The sequence below is a fragment of the Acinetobacter sp. WC-743 genome (assembly GCF_000335555.1).
Taxonomy (GTDB): Bacteria; Pseudomonadota; Gammaproteobacteria; order Pseudomonadales; family Moraxellaceae; genus Acinetobacter; species Acinetobacter bereziniae.
In genome coordinates this window covers 1-20071 of sequence record NZ_AMFQ01000152.1, presented here as the reverse complement: position 1 = coordinate 20071, position 20071 = coordinate 1, and the positions used below count along the sequence as shown (strand labels likewise).

Here is a 20071-nt window from a genome sequence, read left to right as displayed (position 1 = left end):
TTCCATGAATGGTTCAATCACACCAAGGATTTGGTTGTTCGCTTAATCCCATATAAATACTTTTTTGCTGCATATAGGACAAAATGCCCAAACGTCCTTTTTCACGACCAATGCCACTGTCTTTAAATCCACCAAACGGTGCCGAAATCGAGAATTTTTTATAGGTATTGATCCAAACTGTGCCCACTTCTAAAGCACGGGCAATTTGCCACGCTTTACGATAATTTTCAGTCCAAATACCTGCGGCCAATCCAAAACAACTTGCATTGGCTTGGGTAATCAAATCAGCCTCATCGTCGTACTTGATGACGACTAACACGGGACCAAAAATCTCTTCCTGACAGGTTTGTGCAGCATTATCCAAACCCGTAATAATGGTCGGTAAGTAATAACTGCCTTTTGCCAACTCACCATCCGTCAACGCTTGACCACCTACTACGACTTGACCACCTTCTTGCTTGGCCAATTGGACATATGCATCCACAGATGCCAAATGCTTAGGATTAATTAAAGAACCGAGATGCACACCTGCAGTCTCAGGATGCCCTACACGTAAAGCTTTGGTAATTTCAATCAAGCGATTGAGAAACTGATCATAGATACTGCGATGAACAAATAACCGTGAACCTGCAATACACGCCTGTCCTGCCGAACTAAAAATACCGTAAGCCACCCCCTTAGCAGCCAATTCAATATCTGCATCTGGCAATACAATGGTCGGTGATTTGCCACCAAGTTCTAAAGAAGTGGTGATTAATTTCTCCGCAGCAAGATGTGCTAAATGACGACCCGTTGTTGTCCCCCCAGTAAATGAAATTTTACGTACCAATGGATGTTTTACGATTGCATCACCAATCACAGAACCACGCCCCACCAAAACGCTTAATAAGCCTTTGGGTAAGCCAGCTTGTTCAAAGATTTTGGCAAGTTCCAAAGCGATTAAAGAGGTTGCCTCTGCGGGTTTAAGAATGACTGCATTTCCAGCCGCTATTGCAGGGGCAAGTTTTTGCACCTCACTGGCGATCGGCGAATTCCACGGTGTGATCGCTGCAACAACACCCACAGGTTCATGCACACTCATGGTCATGAAATCTGCTGCACGTTGTGTTGTTAATTCATCATTTAACGTTTCACAAGCCGCCGCCACATAACGTGCTGTTGCAGCTGCACTCATGACCAAAGCACGCGTTTCAGTTAAAGGTTTACCATTGTCACGGGTTTGTAATTGGGCTAGTTCTTCGACACGTGCTTCAATGATCTCAGCCACTTTATATAAAATTCGTGCACGTTCATGCGGCATACTGTTGCGCCAACTTGGTTGTCGCCATGCTAAATCTGCTTTTTTGATTGCTTCATCAACATCATCCAAACTTGCAGTCGAAATTTCTGCATTTACAGATTGATCAGCTGGAAACACACTTTGGATAATATTGCCTTTGCCTAATCGCCATTCACCTGCGATATAAATTTGCTTTACCATGATCAAATCCTTTTATATCTGAATTGCTTCAACGCTGTTACGACATGCACGAATCACACTCAATGCAGCCAATGTTGAAGTTTTTGGATTACTTGCCAACGGCACACCCATCAATTCAATGGTCATTTCACCAAACATGCCTTCCGCTACAATGGTGTGTTTGTTCTTGTTGATATGCGGATCAACACTTAACTCAACCATAGTTTGATCCATTCCTAAGCCTGCAAGCGCAATCGTAGCTGCAACATTGGCATTGGCTGGAAACTTCAACGCCGCCTCTCTGGCTGTTCCTTTGAAAAACACAGTTGCTTGATTTACATGTTCAAGGTCAACCAACTGTTCTGCATAGCTACCACGCCAACTGTTTGGACTCTTACAGCCCTTATAGGTGACCTTTTCCAGCCCGCCTTCTTTGGCTGCTGAAATTCCATCAATTCCTGCAATTGCGCCTGCTAGTAAATGCAGATGTGCATGATGCTGCTCAGCCGTAAGTTTGAGTTGAGTCAAAAACTCGTTATCTGCCAAAGTTCCCACCGAAATCAAACCAATGGTCCAACCTTTTTCAAGTACTTTTTGTGCATGCTCTTTCACTGCTGCTTGCCCTGCCACTTCGATCACATAATCTGGTGTGCCATGACACTGATCAACTGAACTGATCACCTGTACATTGCTTGAAACAAGTGCCTGAACTTTTTCAACACTCCGTACAGGTACAACAATCCACTTGAGTTGTAATTCTTGAGGTAGATGGGCATACACTTCTGCGGCCATTGCGCCAAAACCAATCATCATCAACTGTTTCATGGAAACACCTTATAAATGTTTGTTAAAACCACCTGATACATCCAAAGCTGCACCTGTGGTATAAGACGCCAACGGTGATGCCAGAAATACCAAAGCATGTGCAGGTTCTTCTGGCTTACCTAAGCGCTGCATGGGAATACCTCGGTTTTTTGCAATATCGCCTGTCCATTTTTCCCACGTTGCGTTTGCATCCGAACGGTTTTCGAAACGGCGTTTCCATTGCGCAGATTCCACCATGCCCAACAGAATCGAATTGACACGAATGCCGTATTGACTGAATTCATGAGCTAAAGAATGTGTTAGATTTAATAAAGCTGCACGTGCAGATGAGGTTGCAATCATGTGAGGTTCTGGTTGTAACGCCAATAAGGAATTGACATTGGTAATCGAACCACATTGCGACTGTTTTAAATCATTTAAAAATGCGCGAACTGGATGTAATACACTGAAATATTTCAATTCAATTTCTTTCATCCAATCTTCATCTTGAGTATTCTCAAAAGTTGAAACACGCCCTTGACCCGCATTATTGATCAACATATCAACATTGCCGAGTTGCTGATTGACCTGTTGAGCAAATTGTTGAACATCATTTTTGTCTAGAACATTACAGATTTTGGTAAAAACTTCAGCATCTGGGTATTTTTCTAAAATAGAGTTTTGCGAAGCTGTCAAACGTTGTTGGTCTCGACCACACCATGCCACTTTGGCGCCTTCAGCAACTAAAATTTCGACTGCAGCCAAACCAATCCCTGACGAGCCACCTGTGACAACTGCTACTTTTCCTTTAATGTGGAAGCTCATATCCATATCTCTCGTTTAAATCTTAATTGACTGATAAAACAATATTGTTGAACTGTTCAGGTTGATCGACATAACTCAGATGACCTGCATCTGTAATGAGATGGTAACTGCCCAATTGCATCTCTAGGTTGAGTTCTTTGATTGCTTTTGCAGGGGTTATTTCATCTTTATCACCGGCAATCACTGCACAAGGAACGTTTACTGCTGTTAAATAATTTCTGATTTCATCATAAGCCAGCAAATAAGAGGCTCGAGTGAAACCATCTAAACTGAGATGGCTCATCACTTCATTCACCAAAGCTAAAGCCTGATCATCTTGTTTATAAATCAAATACGGTCCACGACATGCCGCCATACCTGCATTACCCAGTGTTTTCAGCATGTTTGGACGTTTTTGATAAACTTGAGTTTTCACATCTTCACTCGAACGTTGATAGCCTTGCGCTGGGTTAGCAAGAATCAAGGCACTTACCCGCTCAGGATAAAGATGAACAAAAGCACTGGCCTGTAAAGCGCCAAGGGAGTGTCCAATCAAAAATGCCTTGGAAATATTCAAAGCGTCCAACAAGCCGAACAAACGTTGCGCATAATCTGTTGCATTCGGTTGAGACGTATTTAAACCCGCTGATTGACCATAACCTGGCGCATCCCAAGCAATCACATGAAAATAACGACTGAGTACATCAAGCTGATTGATCCAAGATGCTGAACCTGAGCTAATGCCATGTAGTAAAACCAAGTACTGCCCTTGTCCCGCCTCGCGGTAAGCTTGCACATCATCCTTGACGATTACGGTTTTAACTGGATATTTGGCTAATACATCAATCAGTGTCATCATTTCATTCCTTATATCGGTATCCGATCAAACGATTAACGTTTGATTTGAGACAATGGATGCTCAGGCGGATAGTTTGGAATCGTCGGTTTACCCGCACCTAACATCACACACATCAAGGCATCTTCCTGACCTGGATTAAACAAGCCACGGTAGATCCCAGGTGGAATCGAAATTAGATCACGCTCTTTCAGCTTGGTTTGGAATTTCTCACCGTTATGCTCAATGAACAGATCAATCTCACCACGTAGCATAAAAAACACTTCTTCCACATCATGATGAATGTGCAAAGGACCTTCACACTGCGGTGGGAGCACCATGGTAGAAAACGTAAAGTTTTCAGCTGGAACAGTATTGTTATCATCGGCAACACCTGTTGCTCCTGTTCCCATATAGCGCATTTGCGCGCGACGATATTTCGGGTCATAGTCAGCTTGAAACTTCAAAGCATCAAAATCATATTTGCGTGTTTCAAAACGGGCAATTCGTGCATTTAACCAATCTTCTAAACTTGTACCGCTCGGTTGAGTCCATGTTTCAAATTGTTGAGTAGTCATTTTTAACTCCTGAATATCTTTGATTAATAACGTTTCAATAAAGGAAGCAAGAAGAATGATCCAATCACGGCAACTGCTGCCAAAAAGGTAATTCCTAAATTAAAACTATGGGTTTGCATTACAATGTAGCCAATCAAAACAGGTGCGATTGCACTGGCAAAATTACCTAGACCATTGAAAATTCCACCTGCTGTTGCGCCCACATCCGCTGTAGTCACTCGAGCGAGTAATGCAAATACTGCAGCGACACCAAAGCCCCACGCCATGGCACTTAAAGACATCGCTGCGATGACTAAAATTGGATTGGTCATAATGACCATGACATACATAAAGATTCCCGCGACCAGTAAGCCACTAAAGACTTGGATAGCACGGCGTCCTAGCTTGTCGGAAAGAAATGCACCAATCACTTCGCCCAGTAACATGGCAATAAATGGGAAGCTGGAATAAACCCCAAACTCTTTAAGATTAAAGCCCTTGTCTTGAATCAAATAAGACGGTACCCAACTGTTTAAGCCCCACAAATAAGTCATCAATGCAATATTGAAAATACACACCAACCAAAATGAACTGTTCTGCAACAACGACTTGGTGTTTTGAATATGTCCTTTAAAGTTGATACGTTTATTGGTTGACTCCAACTCAATGGTTTTCTTCAGTTGTAAATTACGCAGCCCAAATACAATGGCCAGTAATGCAATTACAGTTAATCCTGCCATGACAAAGAATGTTGTATGCCAATCATGATGTGCAAGCACAGCCGCAGTAATTGGGAAACCTAAGAATGCTCCAATGGGCGTACCCAACAGAAACATCGTCGATGCACGCGCTTGCTGATGATCTGTATAAGTTTGTTTTACGATCGTATAAGCAAGTGCAAACAATGGACCTTCTGCCAAACCCAACAAAACACGTAAGATCAACATGCCTGTATAGTTGGTGGTAAAGCCCATACAGAACATCAGCAAACCCCAAGATGCAACACTCCAAAACAACATTTTCTTGGGATTAAAAATATCGCCCAAAAAACTTAAAAATACAGATGAAAATCCATAAGCCAGCAAAAAACTGGTCATGAGCCATCCCAGTTTTGCTTTATCTTCAGCAATCCCCATTGCACCTTGAAAGTGAGGGTCAGCAAATAGTACAGCGATACTAATTTTGTCGAAGAATGCCAGAACGACACACACCATGAGGACAAAAGCAGGAACCCAATGCTTTAATCCATTTTTCTCTTCATTACTCATATTTCATTCCTTCGATTGAGTCATGAACCGTACTTAATGCCTATGGTTTTAATTTCATGACATTAAATTCAGGGTCTGCTAATAATTTTGGGTCTAATACAGTTCCAGATTGCATCCAGCGCTTTGCCAATTTGACCAATTTTGCATCGTTGACTGCGACCATATTCAATAAACGATGTTGTTGATCAAGATACAAATAACTGCACTGTTCAGCTGAACTCTGTCGCAATACAATATGCTGAGGGCTCTCTGGCTGATAAGTCCCTAAAACCTGAATATTGTAGTGATACTGATCTGACCATAACCATGGGATATCGGTATATTCCGTTTCAATGCCCAACATTGATTTCGCTGCTGCAATCGCTTGGTTTTGAGCATTTGCCCAAGACTGAATGCAATATCCCAAGCTTGGATGGATCGCGACATCACCCGCAGCGTAAATATCCTGATCTGAGGTTTGACCGAAACCGTTCACCACGATGCCATCTTTAACGTCCAAACCCGCACTCACACCCAGCTCTTTTGCAATCTCTGCACCAGCACCCACCACGACGCAATCAAACAGTTCACTGCCATGTGGATGATTTAGCACTTCGACTTGCTTTAGCCCTGCTTCAACCAAATGTAGATTTTGGCTGTTTAAGTGAATCTGAGTGCCTTGCTGTTCATGTAAGTTTTTTAGAAATTGTGATACTTTTGGACTCACACTACGTGCGCAAAGGCGATCACCATATTCAAAGATATGTACTTCTTTACCTTGTTGACGAGCAGTCGCTGCGATCTCTAAGCCAATCCAACCTCCGCCAATCACAGCTAATTTTTGTGTCTGATCTAAAATGCCTGACAATCGTTCACAATCTTGGACATTGCGTAAAGTCACCACATTGGGAATAAATTGCCATGAATTGACAGGAACGCGAGCTCGACTTCCTGTAGCAATCAATAATTTGTCATAGGGTAAAATTTCACCACTATCTAAAACTACATTTTTCTGCTGGCGATCCACATGTGTCGCAATCGCAGGCTTATGCCATTGAATATTAAAGTCCTGAACCTGTTCAGGAGAAAATAGATGCAGGCTTTCATAGCTTGCTTGTCTTGATAACACCTGTTTTGACAGGGGTGGACGTTCGTAAAATACACGGTCTTCATTTGAAACCACATGAATCTCACCTGAATATCCATTTTGACGCAGTGTACTGACAGCCCAACCTGCGGCTTGTCCTGCACCCACGATCACCACTCTTTGCATAGCTTGTGCTCTCAATTCAGGCGTGTTTTACACAGATTTAACTTGTCTACGGGTCTGATCATCCAAACCACCTTCAATGGCCCATTCGGTGAACAGTTCTAGGCGATGCTCTTCCACGCGTGGCTGCCATTCTTCCGTCAAATAATCATCATTGGTGTAATATTCAAATGCACCACCCAAAGGCGAGTTGACGTACCAAAAATAAGCCGAAGAAATTGGATGACGACCCGGACCAATAAAAGTTGACCATTCAGAACGGTTCATGTTTAAGCCACCACCGATCACTTCATGAATATCACGTACGACAAATGCGACATGATTAAGCCCAGCAGGTTTATTCGGTACTGATAGCAAGAACAAATCATGGTGATAACCTTGACCGCGACAACGTAGAAAGGCTCCACGATTGCGATAGGCATCTGATAAGAAAAAACCGATCTTTTCGATATAGAAGGACTCTGTTTTTTCTAAGTCAGGAGTAAAAAACACCACGTGACCAATCGCAACAGGCTGTCCTTTTTGATATACAGGACTTGCTGCATTTACTCGATTGATACTGCCGTATTGGTTAATTCCTTCTGTTTTTAATGCCGGTAAGTCATGAGTAAAACTTTGCTGAAAGCGAATGGTCATGCCATTTGGATCAAGACATTGCAGCATACCAGCAGACTCTTGATAGCCTTCTACATCTTTTAGACGCAGCGATAAATCAGATAAATCCTGGGGGTTCTCAACTCCCCAAGTCACTTCTCGCAAGGTTGAACCAGTTTCAATCGCCTGTGGCAAACGTAAATCATCGCAGTCAAATAGATAAATCTTGCTCGCATTTTGGGTTTGATAAAGATCAGTTCCATCGATATCCGACTCGATTTTTTGGAGACCAAAGTCTGCCAAAAATTTATTCGAAGCAACTCTGTCTTCTACACCAAATTTTAAAATTTCAATCCCTGTAATCATCGGATACCTCTTCAATTAAAGACAAAGCCACCATTGACTGGAATATTTTGTCCAGTCACGAATGAGGACAAATCAGACAGTAAATATAGTGCTGTTCCATTTAAATCTTGTGGTAACTGCTGTCGTTGTATTGCTCGACCATTGACATATAAATCGTGGCGTTGTTGTGGGACATATGCTGTGGCCTCAACCAAGGTTAGACCTGGAGACAAGGTATTGACACAGATATTGAACTGCCCGAGTTCCCTTGCCATAGAACGGGTCATTGCAATTAATGCGCCTTTGCTCGCCACATAAGCCATCAAATTTGGCGCACCCCATAAAGCGGTGTCTGAAGCAACATGGATCACTTTGCCAGTGGCTGACTGTTTGAGATATGGCACACAAGCCTTAGTTACCAACCAAGTGCCTTTAACATTGATGTTCATGACTCGTTCCCAAAGCTCCATGTCATAGTCCATCATGTCCTTCCCACCAACATTGGTTGCAAGTGCAGCACAATTAACCAAACCATCGAGTCCAGATAATCGGACAACAGCTTGTTCAACAGCTTGTTGAATTGAAATGTTATCTGCCAAGTCAATCGTGACAGCATCCACATCAAGCCCTTTGGCTTTTAATGCCTTCGCCTCTTCAGCAAGCAGGTCTGTCAAAATATCTGCCATAACCACTTGGGCACCTGCTTCCGCAATAGCTTGGGCAAAGTCTCGCCCCAAACCTCTGGCTGCGCCTGTGACAAGGACTTTTTTACCTTGCAACAATGCCATGTTAACCATGCGCTTCTTCCTGCAACTCAATACGATTTGCACTTTTTAAATTGGCAATTTTCTTTAATTGCTTTTCCGCTTCTTTTTTCATTAAACGACGCAGACGAGATAGTCCAACATCATGTTGATAAAGAAATTCCTGCTGACGAGCGTGTGGTGCAAGGTTTTCTAAAATAATGCGATCTTGCTCAAGCACATCCCAATGCAATTTTTCTAAATGGTTGCGGTATAAGAAACGCCAAACATTACGCTGCCAACCACTCACTTTACGACAACGCCAAAAAAACACACGAGTGTTATTGGCATCGATTGGCGTAGCATAGCCAACAATCCAAAACTCTCCGCCGGGTCCAAAGTCTTTACGATAAGGTATCGACAAGCGCAACCAGCTTGCTCCAGTATTGGCATATTCAACCCAATCAAAGTTCACACCGACTTGACCTTCTTTTTCAAAAACAAAGCCATGTTCTGTTGAACGGTGTTTCATTTCCGCAGTGCGGTCGCCTTCAGCCATTGAATGCGAAGTACAATGTAAATAACTGCCATGCATAGGGTCCATCACGTTATCGATGGCATATTGATGATTGACTTTCCAATCTGCCTGACACAGAAATGAACTCCATGCCTCACTGGCCAATTGTTCTGGAAATTCAAGTGGCTTTGCTGGTTCTTTGGCATCAATACCAAACCACATAAAAATCGCACCATGCTGTTCAATCACTGGATAGCTCTTGACGCAACTGGTGCCTTTCATTGGACATTCATGCACTGCGGGTACATCTTCAACAACACCATCATGGCGGACTTCGACCCCGTGATACCAACAAGCCACACGATTGCCCAAATTCCAGCCCAAAGAGAGGCGAGCGCCACGATGCGGACAGCGATCCTCTAAGGCATGTACTTGGCCCTGATCATCACGCCACACCACAATGTTTTCGCCCAAGCGTGTAATTCCAACAGGATTAGCTGCAACTTCCCAACTGGCTAAAACAGGATGCCATTGATCACGTAGACCTAAATCTAAATACTCTTCCACACTTGGTGTTACGGATACTGCTGCATTCATCTCTTTTCTTCCTTGAATCAATAACCTAAACGTTGCATTTCGTCTGAGAATGTTTCAGACGTCCATGCTTCACCAGATTCACAGCGAAAACCTTGCTGATTTAAAGATTGAACAAGCTCATCTAGCTCAGTGATCCCTGATGAAAAAGCTTGAATTAAGTATTGAACAAAATCCTGTTCATAGACCGTGGGCGCTTTATAACGGGTTTGCCACACCAATAATTCAGGTTGCCCTGGGATTTGAATATTGTTTATTCCTGCTTCAGTTGCTGGCGTGGCATGAATCCAGTTCGCGAGCTTCTCATTAAATGTATTCATGAGATTCCATCCTTCTTAATGAAACTTATAGTTGAATTTGGACATCCTGCCCTTCAATCCGCACGGGATAAGTGCATAAATCACGACATCCCGGACCACTTTTTAACTCACCAGTGGGTATATCAAAAATCGCCTCATGCAATGGACATTCCACAGTCTGATCTTCAATAAAACCTTCTGTTAATAAAGCGAAGGCATGTGGACAAACATTTTCGATTGCAAAATATTGATCATCGATGAAAAACACACCAATTTTTTTACCGTCGACATCAATGGCTTTAGGCTCATCTTCGGTAATGTCATCTTGCTGACAAACTGAGATCCAACTCATTATTGCATCCTTATTTTGTTTTATATATAAAACTTAATTTAGCATTTAAAACATAATGAATAGCATAAGCTTTGATCATTTTAATTGTCAATTTTTATATTTTGTTAATTATCAATGGATTAATAAAAAATCACATTTTTGTAAGTTTTTTAATGAAAAAAATGTTTTATATATAAACATTGAGATAAAAAATTTGCTGATTAAAATACAACAGTTCCTTTTAGAGGAATTTCATGATGAACACAGGTTAACTTAACAATGAATTCAACAACGACAGATGTTCTTTTAGAGCAAAACGCGGAATCCAATACCGATGAGCGCTATTTAGTACCCGGTTTGGTACGTGGATTAGCCATATTAAAATTATTTGATCAGCACCATCAGGAAATGACCATTTCTGAAATTGCAGAGAAATTAGATGTCAATCGTTCAAGTGCTTTTCGTTTAATTCACACACTTGAGTTTTGTGGTTATTTAAGAAAAATGTCGCAAAAAACGTATGCCTTAAATAGCAATGTGATGGAGTTGGGTTTTAATAGCCTCTCAAAATCCTCACTCACCGATATTGCTGCACCTATTATGCGAGAGTTGCGCGATAAAATTAAAATAGCGGTACATCTATCAATTTTAGAAGGTACTGATATTGTGTTTACCAGCAATGTTCAATCGATCGGTTCATTTACCAGTAATGTCCATATCGGAACCCGTTGGCATGCGCATGCCACGGTCATTGGACAATTATTACTTTCTCGTTTGCCTGAGTCTGAAGTGATCAAACGTTATGAACATTTTAACGATTGGAAAGTCTACTCTGATCGAACGCCTCAAAATTTGGCAGCACTATTAGAGCGTTTAAAATACGTTCGCAGTCAAAGCTTTATGATTAGTTGGGGACACTTTAATACAGATATGGCCGCCAGCGCTGCACCGATTTATAATCAAGCCACACAAGAAATTGCTGCCGTGCTTTCAGTCAGTTGCCCACTCAGCACCTATTCAGAAGATGTATTTAAAAATGAAATCTCTCAAGATGTCGTGGACTATGCAGATAAAATTTCAAAGTTCATTTATATGCAATAGCAGTTATCTTTACTCAACCACATCCATTTTATGTCGTGGTGTGTAATTCATTGTGTGGATTAAATGAGCTGAAAGTGTCAACGAACATTATTGGTAAATGCGATCTGGGCATTCTATTGGATAAGAATAGGAATGCCCTAATGGTAAAATGACAATTGTTATGCTTACTTAGAATCTTATTATTGAATGGTTTTGGCATTCAGACAGAATTCGTATGACCTATTACTAAGACAGTCACGATAATGGCGACATACCAAGCACGATTTAAATTCAATCCTTTTTACAAACATTCTTAGTTGGCTGATTGGAAAAAACTTTTTTTGCAAAACTAAAGGCATCTTCTTGAGATACAGGAATGACTGAACGATGTGTTTCTCCTGAATACTCGTGATATTCAACTGTTGCGCCACGAGAGCAAAAACTTGAAATCATCGCTTTAGTTGTCAGAGGCGTGACTGTGGTTTCATCCTGTGTGCCCTGAATAATGGTTACAGGGACTTTCATGGTCAATCGTGATGGATCTTGAGCTGTTTTCAAAAAATCAGTAACTTTGTCATAATCAGCACCCGCGTTTAAATATTGCCCAGCTTGCAACTGTTTTAATTTAAACAAAGGTGCAAGACATTGTGTCTTTGCTGCTTCAACTTGTGGTTTCATAGGTGCTTTCAGCAACTTATCCAAATCTATACTTGGATCTACAATATTTGCACCAAGCACTGTGACTGATAAAAATGGTTGGGCATGAACTACGCCACCATTCACAGCATTGTCCATGAATTTTAGAATCCCTGGTCCTACAGGTGCAATTGCGATCGCACCTTTCAAGGGATATTTCCCACCCGCTTGTTGAGTGAGCCCGGCAACCCACAAAGCCGCACCACCGCCTTCACTGTGTCCTACGACAATCCATTCATTGCTGAGTTGATTAGAATACCGATGTGCAGCGGTCACTATATCCGTCAAAGCAGCAGCATTGCTTTTTCCATCCAATAATGGACGATGCCCTACAGAACCACCCCAACCTTCATAATCTGTTTGCAAGACGACATAACCACGTTTTAACCATTCATTGAGATATGCATCACGTGTTGCATTTACGGCTTGAGAAGGCATACATTGCGCAGCAAATCCGGTTGTGCCACTGCCCCAACTCACCACAGGATAGCCCCCTTGAGGAACAGGTGTTTTCGGCAATGTCATGAGACCATTCACTGTTGTCGCTTTGCCATTAAATGAGCTTGTTGTATATGAAATCTGCACACGTTTTGCGGCGTCTGGTAATGTAGAAATATCTATATCTTGCTGAACAGATATTAATTTTCCTGTAGTCGCATTTTGACTGCTGTCCGTATTCATACAAGCACCGAGTAACAATGATGATGTCAATAGACCTCCGATCACCATCATCTTGCTTTTCAATGTTTGATAATTCAGAAAAATCATTATTTCCCCTACACGTTTATATTTCCTTTTCATCTCATATTTCCCTAGTTTGCTGGCTGATGTTTATCGTGCTTTAGTTTTAATTTGTTTTATATGCAAAACTATTTTTTACATACAAACAATTCAATTTATATCAGTCTAGAGCAATAGATTCAAACCGTTTTATTCAGACATCATTTGAGATAATTTTTTATTTATGTGATTTTTACTAAGATTGATCGATTGCTATATCTTCAAATCAACTGCCCACACCTGCATCAAAAATGTCAAAAAACTTCTAAATTTATCGTTTAAATAAGACTGAATAAAATCCTGATCTGGTTTAAGATTTTGATGAAAATGAAAAAAATAGCTTGAAATTGATTAAAAAAATAAAGTGAGACTTATAGCGATAGATCACCTGCTACCACATTTAAATTGAGTCATGTGCATTTCATTATATTTTTCGAGCATTTTAGCGTCATATTGTGAACTCAATTTTTCACACTTATTTGTCTGTTTCTTCATGTCAATGAGCTGTCATAAAGATGACACTCAGTTGTCACAAGCGCTGTTTATGGTGTGGACATCTTTAATTATGGATGAACCAGATGTTAAAAAACTCAAAGCAATGGCGCGCATATTTTTATATTTTTCCCATTCTACTGCTGCTTACTGCTTGTAACGATTCCAATGATGATCACTCTACGGCTCAACCTGATGGTTCCAAAAAACCAGTTATGCGTTGTGCACCATAAGTCATAAATACAAAAATTGAATTAGGAGAAATATTGTGATTGATCGTCGTCAGTTTTTAGCAAATACCCTTAAAACAGGTTTTGGGGCAGCAACTTTATCAGCCTTTCCAGCCAGTATTCAAAAAGCACTCGCTATTCCCGCCAACAACAAAACCGGAACTATTCAAGACGTTGAACATGTCGTCATCCTGATGCAGGAAAATCGTTCATTTGACCATTATTTTGGAACACTTAAAGGCGTTCGGGGCTTTGCAGACCGTATCACTATACCTGTGCAAAATGGGCGTAGTGTTTGGCAGCAACAACGAAGTAATGGTGCACTACTTACCCCGTTCCACTTAGATGGTTCAAGTAATAATGCTCAACGTGCACCAGGAACAAACCACACTTGGGTGGATAGTCAAAAGGCATGGGACAATGGGCGTATGTCCAACTGGCCAACCTACAAAACTGATTATGCGATGGGTTATTTCAAAGAACAAGAAATTCCATATCAGTTTGCCTTGGCAAATGCCTTTACCATTTGCGATGCTTATCATTGCTCCATGCATACGGGTACAGATGCCAATCGCTCATTTCATTTAACTGGAACCAACGGCGCAGTACCGACCAGCACTGCCTTCGTAAATAACGAATGGGATTGGATTGATGGTGATCCAAAAAATGTGGATATTGGTTATACGTGGAAAACGTATGCTGAACGCTTAGAAGAGGCTGGGGTCAATTGGATTTGTTATCAAAACATGCCAGATGAATGGGGAGATAATATGTTAGGTGCATTCCGTACCTTTAAAAAAGCCAATATTGATTCTGGTTATCCTGTTTCGAGTGGTGGTGCACCCAATAGCCCATACAATGCCGCAGCACAGAAACTACCATATAAAGCCTATGATGCCAGTACAGACAATGCGAAAAATCCACTGTATAAAGGGATCGCTAACACATTACCTGGCAATAAACCTGAAGAGTTTTTAGATGCATTTAAAAATGACATTAAAACAGGAAAATTACCCCAAGTTTCATGGATCAATGCACCATCCATATATTGTGAACACCCTGGACCATCAAGCCCAGTACAAGGTTCATGGTTTATTCAAGAAATTTTAGATGCGTTAACAGCTGTTCCTGAGGTTTGGAGTAAAACCGTCTTTCTGATTAATTTTGATGAAAATGATGGTTATTTTGACCATGTACCATCGCCATCTGCACCTGCATTACTTGCAGATAATACTTATGCAGGTAAATCTACACTTAGCCAAACCGATATGCAGTATGAATACTATGTCCATGATGCACCTCTCGGTAGTAGTGGTCAGCCTAAAAAAGACAATGGCGTTTATGGACCTGGACCTCGAGTGCCTTTGTTTGTGATTTCTCCGTGGAGCCGTGGCGGCATTGTTAACTCACAAGTCTTCGACCATACTTCGGTATTGATGTTTTTAGAAAAACGTTTTGGGGTCAAAGAAACCAATATTAGCCCATACCGTCGTGCGATCTGTGGGGATTTGACCACAGCATTTAACTTTAAAACACCCAATGAAGATGTATTGCCTGAATTAAATGGTAAACAAACTCGTGAACAAGCAGATCAATTACGATCAGCACAACAAAAATTACCCAATGTGCCAATCCCCACCAATTTACAACTTCCAATTCAAGCCAGTGGTATTCGTCGTTCAAAAGCTTTGCCTTATGAATTACATACCAGTGCACGTTGTCAAAGTGATGGAACAGTAAAACTTTTGTTTGCTAACACAGGAACTCAAGGTGCAGTTTTTCATGTGTATGACAAATTAAATCTAAGCCGTATTCCACGTCGCTATATCGTCGAAGCAGGTAAGACTTTGGATGATGTGTGGAATGTCAAAAAGGACAATCAAGGTCTCTATGATCTTTGGATCATGGGGCCAAATGGTTTTCACCGTCATTTCAAAGGTGATTTGAATCGAAATCAAGATTTGCAGATCAATCCTGAAATCCGTGTTTGTTATGATATTGCTAATGGCAATGTTTATGTCGACCTGAACAATACGGGTGCTAAAGATACTGAGTTTGTGATTACCCCAGTGGTTTATCGAACTGATTCGCCATTAAAAATCACGGTAAAAGCAGGTCAAACTTCAACTCAACACTGGGAATTAAAAGATGCTTGGCAATGGTATGATTTTGCTGTGACCTGTAGTCAAGATGCCAAGTTTTATCGCCGTTTTGCAGGGCGAGTTGAAACAGGTGCAGATTCCGTCAGCGACCCAGCCATGGTTTAATTCTTTAGCATTTTAACGAATTCAGCCCTTGCATAAGCCCCTTAGTTTTAGAATTAAGGGGCTTATGATTGGTTAATTATACGCATTTCGTCTCAAAGGTCTTGCTGAGTTCTCACCCAATTTCAGGATCAGCCTGCGGCTAGCCCTACTTTTCTTTCGGGATGAGGAGCGAAGCTCCGCAAGGGCAACCATCTTGCGCAGCGGTATCGCTGCTCACCGCAAAACTCGTCAACCACCAGCAACATATTTAATCAGTCGCAGAAACAATACTTTATAGAAGTAGTCCTGCCTCAAACAGTTGCGGATGACGTTTCCGAGTATCATATTTCATCAAGAATTCTTATCGAACTTAGGTTAAAGTAACCGGCTTTTTATTTTAATTATTTTATTTTTTCTTGCCCCGAGTTATTCATATCGCTTGATTATTTTTGAGTCAAGATATTCTCTGTCTATTTAGACCACATTCCAATTCAACGCTTGGATAAATCAACGACAAGTTTGTCATTTGATTTAGCCCTCAAGTCACGATAATGTATTGATTATTCATTTATAGTTAAACCATTCTTATCTTATTTTTAACCAATCTTGTTGATCAATTAAAAACAATCATTAAGAAAGTATTAACAAGCGAATTTATTTGTAGAATGCAGTCATCTACCGAGGAAATCTCATGTTTGTCGTATTAGTTGAAGATGATCCCTACATTGCTCAAAGCATATTGGCTGCACTAGATTATTTAAACATTTCAGTTGAACATGCACGAACAGCTCGTGAAGCTGATTATTTTATCCGTCAAAGTTCAGTAGACCTGTGTTTATTGGATTTGGGGCTTCCAGACCAAGATGGCTTAGAATTACTTGCATCATGGCGAAAAGATCAAATTCATATCCCTGTTCTAGTCTTAACCGCACGCAATCGAACTCAACAATGCATTGAGACATTAAATGCTGGTGCCGATGATTACCTCACTAAGCCTTTTGATTTAAATGAGCTTATTGCGCGAATATTGGCATTGTCACGCCGCTATGCTGGCTATTCTTCCAATATATTACAGATGGGTGAGCTCAAAATTAACTGTGAGACACAAGAAGTTTTTTATCAAAATCAATTATTAAGCTTGTCTCGACGTGAATACAGTTTGCTTGAAATCTTTATGCTCTATCCAAATCAAATTTTAAAAAATGAACAACTGATTGATAAAATTTACGGCTTTCAAGATTCTATAGAAAGTAACGCAATCTCAGTTCATATCCATCATCTAAGACAGAAAATTCATAGCAATATTATTCAAACCGTTCGAGGGGTCGGTTATATCTTAAAAAATCCGGAGCAAAGCAAGTGAAAGGATACAGTCTCAAATGGAGGCTCGTGGTCAGTATTACTGTTATCTTTGTATTACTGTGGTCATTTGTTTTCTGTTGGCTTTATTTTGATTTAGCCAAACGCTTACAAGACACCTTAGATGAACGTTTATCAGCCTCAGCACATATGGTGATCCGTTTAGTCCAACAGCTCCCTCTACAAGACATTCATTCAGCACTCCAACATGAGACTCAGGATATTAATCATCCAAATCTGATTGCCTGTGAGGTCTCAGTTTTTAGCTCAAATATTGCCGTTGAACAAAAAATCGTGGCTCGAACTCGTGGTGCGCCAGAAAATCTACAGACACAAAAAACTGGTTTTAGTACATGGCGTTATCAGAATACAGAATGGCGCAGTTATGTCATTCAAAAAGGCAATATTCAGGTGGTAACTGCTGAAAAACTGCAACTACGCCACTCATTGCTCAAACAAATTTTACAATCCGTTTTGATCCCACTGATCGCTACACTCTTTTTATGTATTCTGTTGATTTTATGGATTATGCGAGTGGAATTTCGTCCGCTACAAAATATTTCCAATACCTTGATTAAGAAAAAACAGAATTTATCGGAATCCGCCCTCTATTTGATTGAATTGAAGTCACAAAATACTCCCAAAGAAATCCAGCCATTTGTGGACAATTTATTTGATTTAATTCAACAACTTCATAAAAGTCTTGAAAATGAAAAGAGTTTTACCGCATTCGCTGCACATGAGTTGCGTAGTCCATTGACCGCAATCAAAACACACGTTCAACTGAGTAAACTCATGTTAGCTCAGTCTCAAATGACAGATCATGCGGCATTTAAAAACCTTGAACAAGCAGAACATAGTATCAATCGCTATGAACAACTATTAAAACAACTGTTATTGCTCAGTCAGATGGAGGCTATGACTTTACAAGCATTTCAGCCTGTCTCTACAGATATTGGTCAAAGTTTAAAGCAAGTTATGCTTGAACTTGAGTCGAACTACCCTGAAATCAGAAACAATTTAAACCTGACTATAGCGGTTGAGCAAACTATTCAAATTCCTGAAACTGAGTTGAATATCATCTTAAAAAATTTGATTGAAAATGCATATATTCATTCAAATTCTCAGCAAACAATTGAAATTCAATTAATAAAAGGTAAATTGATGATCGTTGATCATGGTATCGGACTCGCTGACAATGAACTAACTTTATTAACACAAAGATTTTGGCGTAAATCGTCGCAAAATAATGGACATGGATTGGGCTTATCTTTGGTTAAATTGATCCTTGAACGCTACGGTTATTCCATTCAATTTAGTCACAACCAGCCACAAGGTTTAAAAGTCACCATCTATCTCGATAAAAGGCTCTAAAATAAATTATTGGCATTTTTAAAAGCGTCATTTAATTCGATACATTAAAATCCGTGAAGATGTTTTCATTTGCGGAATAATTGACATTAAAGTAGTTAAAATAATGCCCATTCGACGCCAACCTTTAAACTGATTAAATAAATAAGTCTGCCCATATTTGAGTTTAGGATGCCAAGCTTCAATCGCTTTGTCGTCATCTAGACCAAACTTAAAAGTTGCTTTGGTTTTACTCACAGTGTCATGTAATGATGATTTGGTGCTCATCCATTGATTCAGCATATCAAAATGTACTTCTGCCCCTGAAAAACGCTCTGCCAAACCGATAAGAACTTGTTTATTTTGTGCTTCATTAAAATACATTAACACCCCTTCTATGACGAACATAAAGTCCCCTTGAGGGTGATCTTGTTTCAATTGATCCATCCATGTTGTCGTGAGCATGGAACTGGCAATTAAATGTTCATTTTCTTGTGGTGATAACAGTTTCTTTCGTTGTTCTATCACTTCATCGAGATCGAGTTGATAAAATTGTGCTTGCTGAGCACTTTCACCAATACGTTGAAGACGCGTGTCTAATCCGCACCCAACAAAAACAACTATTGGGTTTTGATGACATTGAATAAATTGCTTCACTTTCTGATCAAAATGATTAGAGCGAATTGCAACCCCAACTGAACTTGCGGTTTTATTTTTGTATTTTGAAAAATCATAATCAATTTTTTCGACCAATTCACAAGCCGTTTGATCGTTGATCAGAGGATCTTGTTTTCGTGTTTCTACGGACTTTGCATACAATGTAATCAATAAAGTATCAGCAATTTCATCTTGTAAATTCAAGGCAATCTTATTCATTGTACTTTCCTTTTAAAAATAAATATCTTTTTTGAACTGATTGATGCTCACGTTCAAAAGGGAAAAATTCACAAAAACCAAGTCTTCCCCCCGACACACTGTTTTAGTTCATTGATCAACATCATGAAAAGCTAGACATCATGCTAAGCCTAACGCAACATAAATGCAAATAAATATCATTATCATTTAATCATATTTTTTGAATGAGGAATCTACACATTTTCTTGACGTATTTCTTTTATTAACTGATGTTACGCAGTAACTCTAAAATTAAATTTTGGAGCTAGATGAATATGGATACGCGAAAACGTCATCCGCAATTGCTTGAGGCAAGACTCCTTCTAATAAGTAAAGTTTCTGCGAAACTTTGAATATTTTGACGATAGTGAACGAGTTCTGCGGTGAGCAGCGATGTCGCTGCGCAAGATGGTTGCCCTTGCGGAGCTTTGCTCCTCATGCCAAAACAAAAGTACCTCGAGCCGAAGGCTATTCCATAAATTTAAACTTTGGATGTAAGACTCCGTCGTGTAAATTTAGCTTTTTCTTTTTCACCTACTTAATTT

Annotated in this window: 18 protein-coding genes; 4 read left to right on the top strand and 14 right to left on the bottom strand. The window is 40.3% G+C overall.

The window, feature by feature from the left end:
- Positions 1-13 precede the first annotated feature (13 nt).
- Genes ACINWC743_RS23105 through ACINWC743_RS23050 form a run of 12 tightly spaced genes read right to left on the bottom strand, consistent with a single transcriptional unit; the run spans position 14 to position 10420 of the window.
- Positions 14-1480: an aldehyde dehydrogenase gene (locus ACINWC743_RS23105; RefSeq protein WP_009587263.1), complete on the bottom strand. Its 1467-nt coding sequence runs from the start codon at positions 1478-1480 to the stop codon at positions 14-16.
- A 12-nt stretch (positions 1481-1492) separates the two neighbouring features.
- Positions 1493-2284 carry an aspartate dehydrogenase gene (locus ACINWC743_RS23100; protein ID WP_009587244.1) on the bottom strand — a complete coding sequence of 264 codons (792 nt, stop codon included), beginning with the start codon at positions 2282-2284 and terminating at the stop codon, positions 1493-1495.
- 9 nt (positions 2285-2293) lie between these two features.
- The gene (locus tag ACINWC743_RS23095; RefSeq protein ID WP_035301626.1) at positions 2294-3088 is read right to left on the bottom strand and encodes an SDR family oxidoreductase; all 795 of its coding nucleotides are present in this window, start codon (positions 3086-3088) and stop codon (positions 2294-2296) included.
- A 22-nt stretch (positions 3089-3110) separates the two neighbouring features.
- Complete coding sequence (locus ACINWC743_RS23090; RefSeq protein ID WP_009587261.1) at positions 3111-3926, bottom strand: alpha/beta fold hydrolase; 816 nt, start codon at positions 3924-3926, stop codon at positions 3111-3113.
- Between the two features lie 32 nt (positions 3927-3958).
- On the bottom strand, positions 3959-4480 hold the full coding sequence (locus tag ACINWC743_RS23085) for a cupin domain-containing protein (RefSeq protein WP_009587221.1): 522 nt from the start codon (positions 4478-4480) through the stop codon (positions 3959-3961).
- Between the two features lie 23 nt (positions 4481-4503).
- The gene (locus ACINWC743_RS23080) at positions 4504-5727 is read right to left on the bottom strand and encodes an MFS transporter (RefSeq protein WP_009587257.1); all 1224 of its coding nucleotides are present in this window, start codon (positions 5725-5727) and stop codon (positions 4504-4506) included.
- Between the two features lie 40 nt (positions 5728-5767).
- Positions 5768-6979 (bottom strand): NAD(P)/FAD-dependent oxidoreductase, encoded by a 1212-nt coding sequence (locus ACINWC743_RS23075; protein ID WP_009587236.1) that lies wholly within the window; start codon positions 6977-6979, stop codon positions 5768-5770.
- Positions 6980-7006: 27 nt separating this feature from the next.
- Entirely contained in the window at positions 7007-7936 is a 930-nt protein-coding gene (locus ACINWC743_RS23070) for a VOC family protein (RefSeq protein WP_009587224.1), read from the bottom strand.
- An 11-nt stretch (positions 7937-7947) separates the two neighbouring features.
- Complete coding sequence (locus ACINWC743_RS23065) at positions 7948-8712, bottom strand: SDR family oxidoreductase (protein ID WP_035301616.1); 765 nt, start codon at positions 8710-8712, stop codon at positions 7948-7950.
- Entirely contained in the window at positions 8705-9772 is a 1068-nt protein-coding gene (locus tag ACINWC743_RS23060; RefSeq protein ID WP_009587219.1) for an aromatic ring-hydroxylating oxygenase subunit alpha, read from the bottom strand. The genes ACINWC743_RS23065 and ACINWC743_RS23060 overlap by 8 nt, the downstream gene beginning before the upstream one ends.
- A 17-nt stretch (positions 9773-9789) precedes the next feature.
- On the bottom strand, positions 9790-10089 hold the full coding sequence (locus ACINWC743_RS23055; protein ID WP_009587234.1) for a recombinase-like helix-turn-helix domain-containing protein: 300 nt from the start codon (positions 10087-10089) through the stop codon (positions 9790-9792).
- Positions 10090-10114: 25 nt separating this feature from the next.
- Positions 10115-10420: a non-heme iron oxygenase ferredoxin subunit gene (locus ACINWC743_RS23050; protein ID WP_005029766.1), complete on the bottom strand. Its 306-nt coding sequence runs from the start codon at positions 10418-10420 to the stop codon at positions 10115-10117.
- A 258-nt stretch (positions 10421-10678) separates the two neighbouring features.
- Here ACINWC743_RS23050 and ACINWC743_RS23040 point away from each other — a divergent pair, with 258 nt between their 5' ends.
- Positions 10679-11500 (top strand): IclR family transcriptional regulator, encoded by an 822-nt coding sequence (locus tag ACINWC743_RS23040; RefSeq protein ID WP_005029768.1) that lies wholly within the window; start codon positions 10679-10681, stop codon positions 11498-11500.
- Positions 11501-11770: 270 nt separating this feature from the next.
- Here the strand turns inward: ACINWC743_RS23040 and ACINWC743_RS23035 are convergent, their stop codons facing one another.
- Positions 11771-12976, bottom strand: coding sequence for an alpha/beta hydrolase family protein (locus ACINWC743_RS23035; RefSeq protein ID WP_009587222.1), 1206 nt, complete (start codon positions 12974-12976; stop codon positions 11771-11773).
- Positions 12977-13715: 739 nt separating this feature from the next.
- Here ACINWC743_RS23035 and ACINWC743_RS23030 point away from each other — a divergent pair.
- From ACINWC743_RS23030 to ACINWC743_RS23020, 3 genes are all read left to right on the top strand, one after another.
- The gene (locus ACINWC743_RS23030; RefSeq protein ID WP_009587270.1) at positions 13716-15944 is read left to right on the top strand and encodes a phosphocholine-specific phospholipase C; all 2229 of its coding nucleotides are present in this window, start codon (positions 13716-13718) and stop codon (positions 15942-15944) included.
- A gap of 670 nt (positions 15945-16614) precedes the next feature.
- Complete coding sequence (locus ACINWC743_RS23025) at positions 16615-17286, top strand: response regulator (protein ID WP_004831272.1); 672 nt, start codon at positions 16615-16617, stop codon at positions 17284-17286.
- On the top strand, positions 17283-18656 hold the full coding sequence (locus ACINWC743_RS23020; protein ID WP_035301612.1) for an ATP-binding protein: 1374 nt from the start codon (positions 17283-17285) through the stop codon (positions 18654-18656). The genes ACINWC743_RS23025 and ACINWC743_RS23020 overlap by 4 nt, the downstream gene beginning before the upstream one ends.
- Positions 18657-18683: 27 nt before the next feature.
- Here ACINWC743_RS23020 and ACINWC743_RS23015 read toward each other — a convergent pair whose 3' ends face one another.
- Positions 18684-19508 carry a class I SAM-dependent methyltransferase gene (locus tag ACINWC743_RS23015; protein ID WP_009587254.1) on the bottom strand — a complete coding sequence of 275 codons (825 nt, stop codon included), beginning with the start codon at positions 19506-19508 and terminating at the stop codon, positions 18684-18686.
- Positions 19509-20071 lie beyond the last annotated feature (563 nt).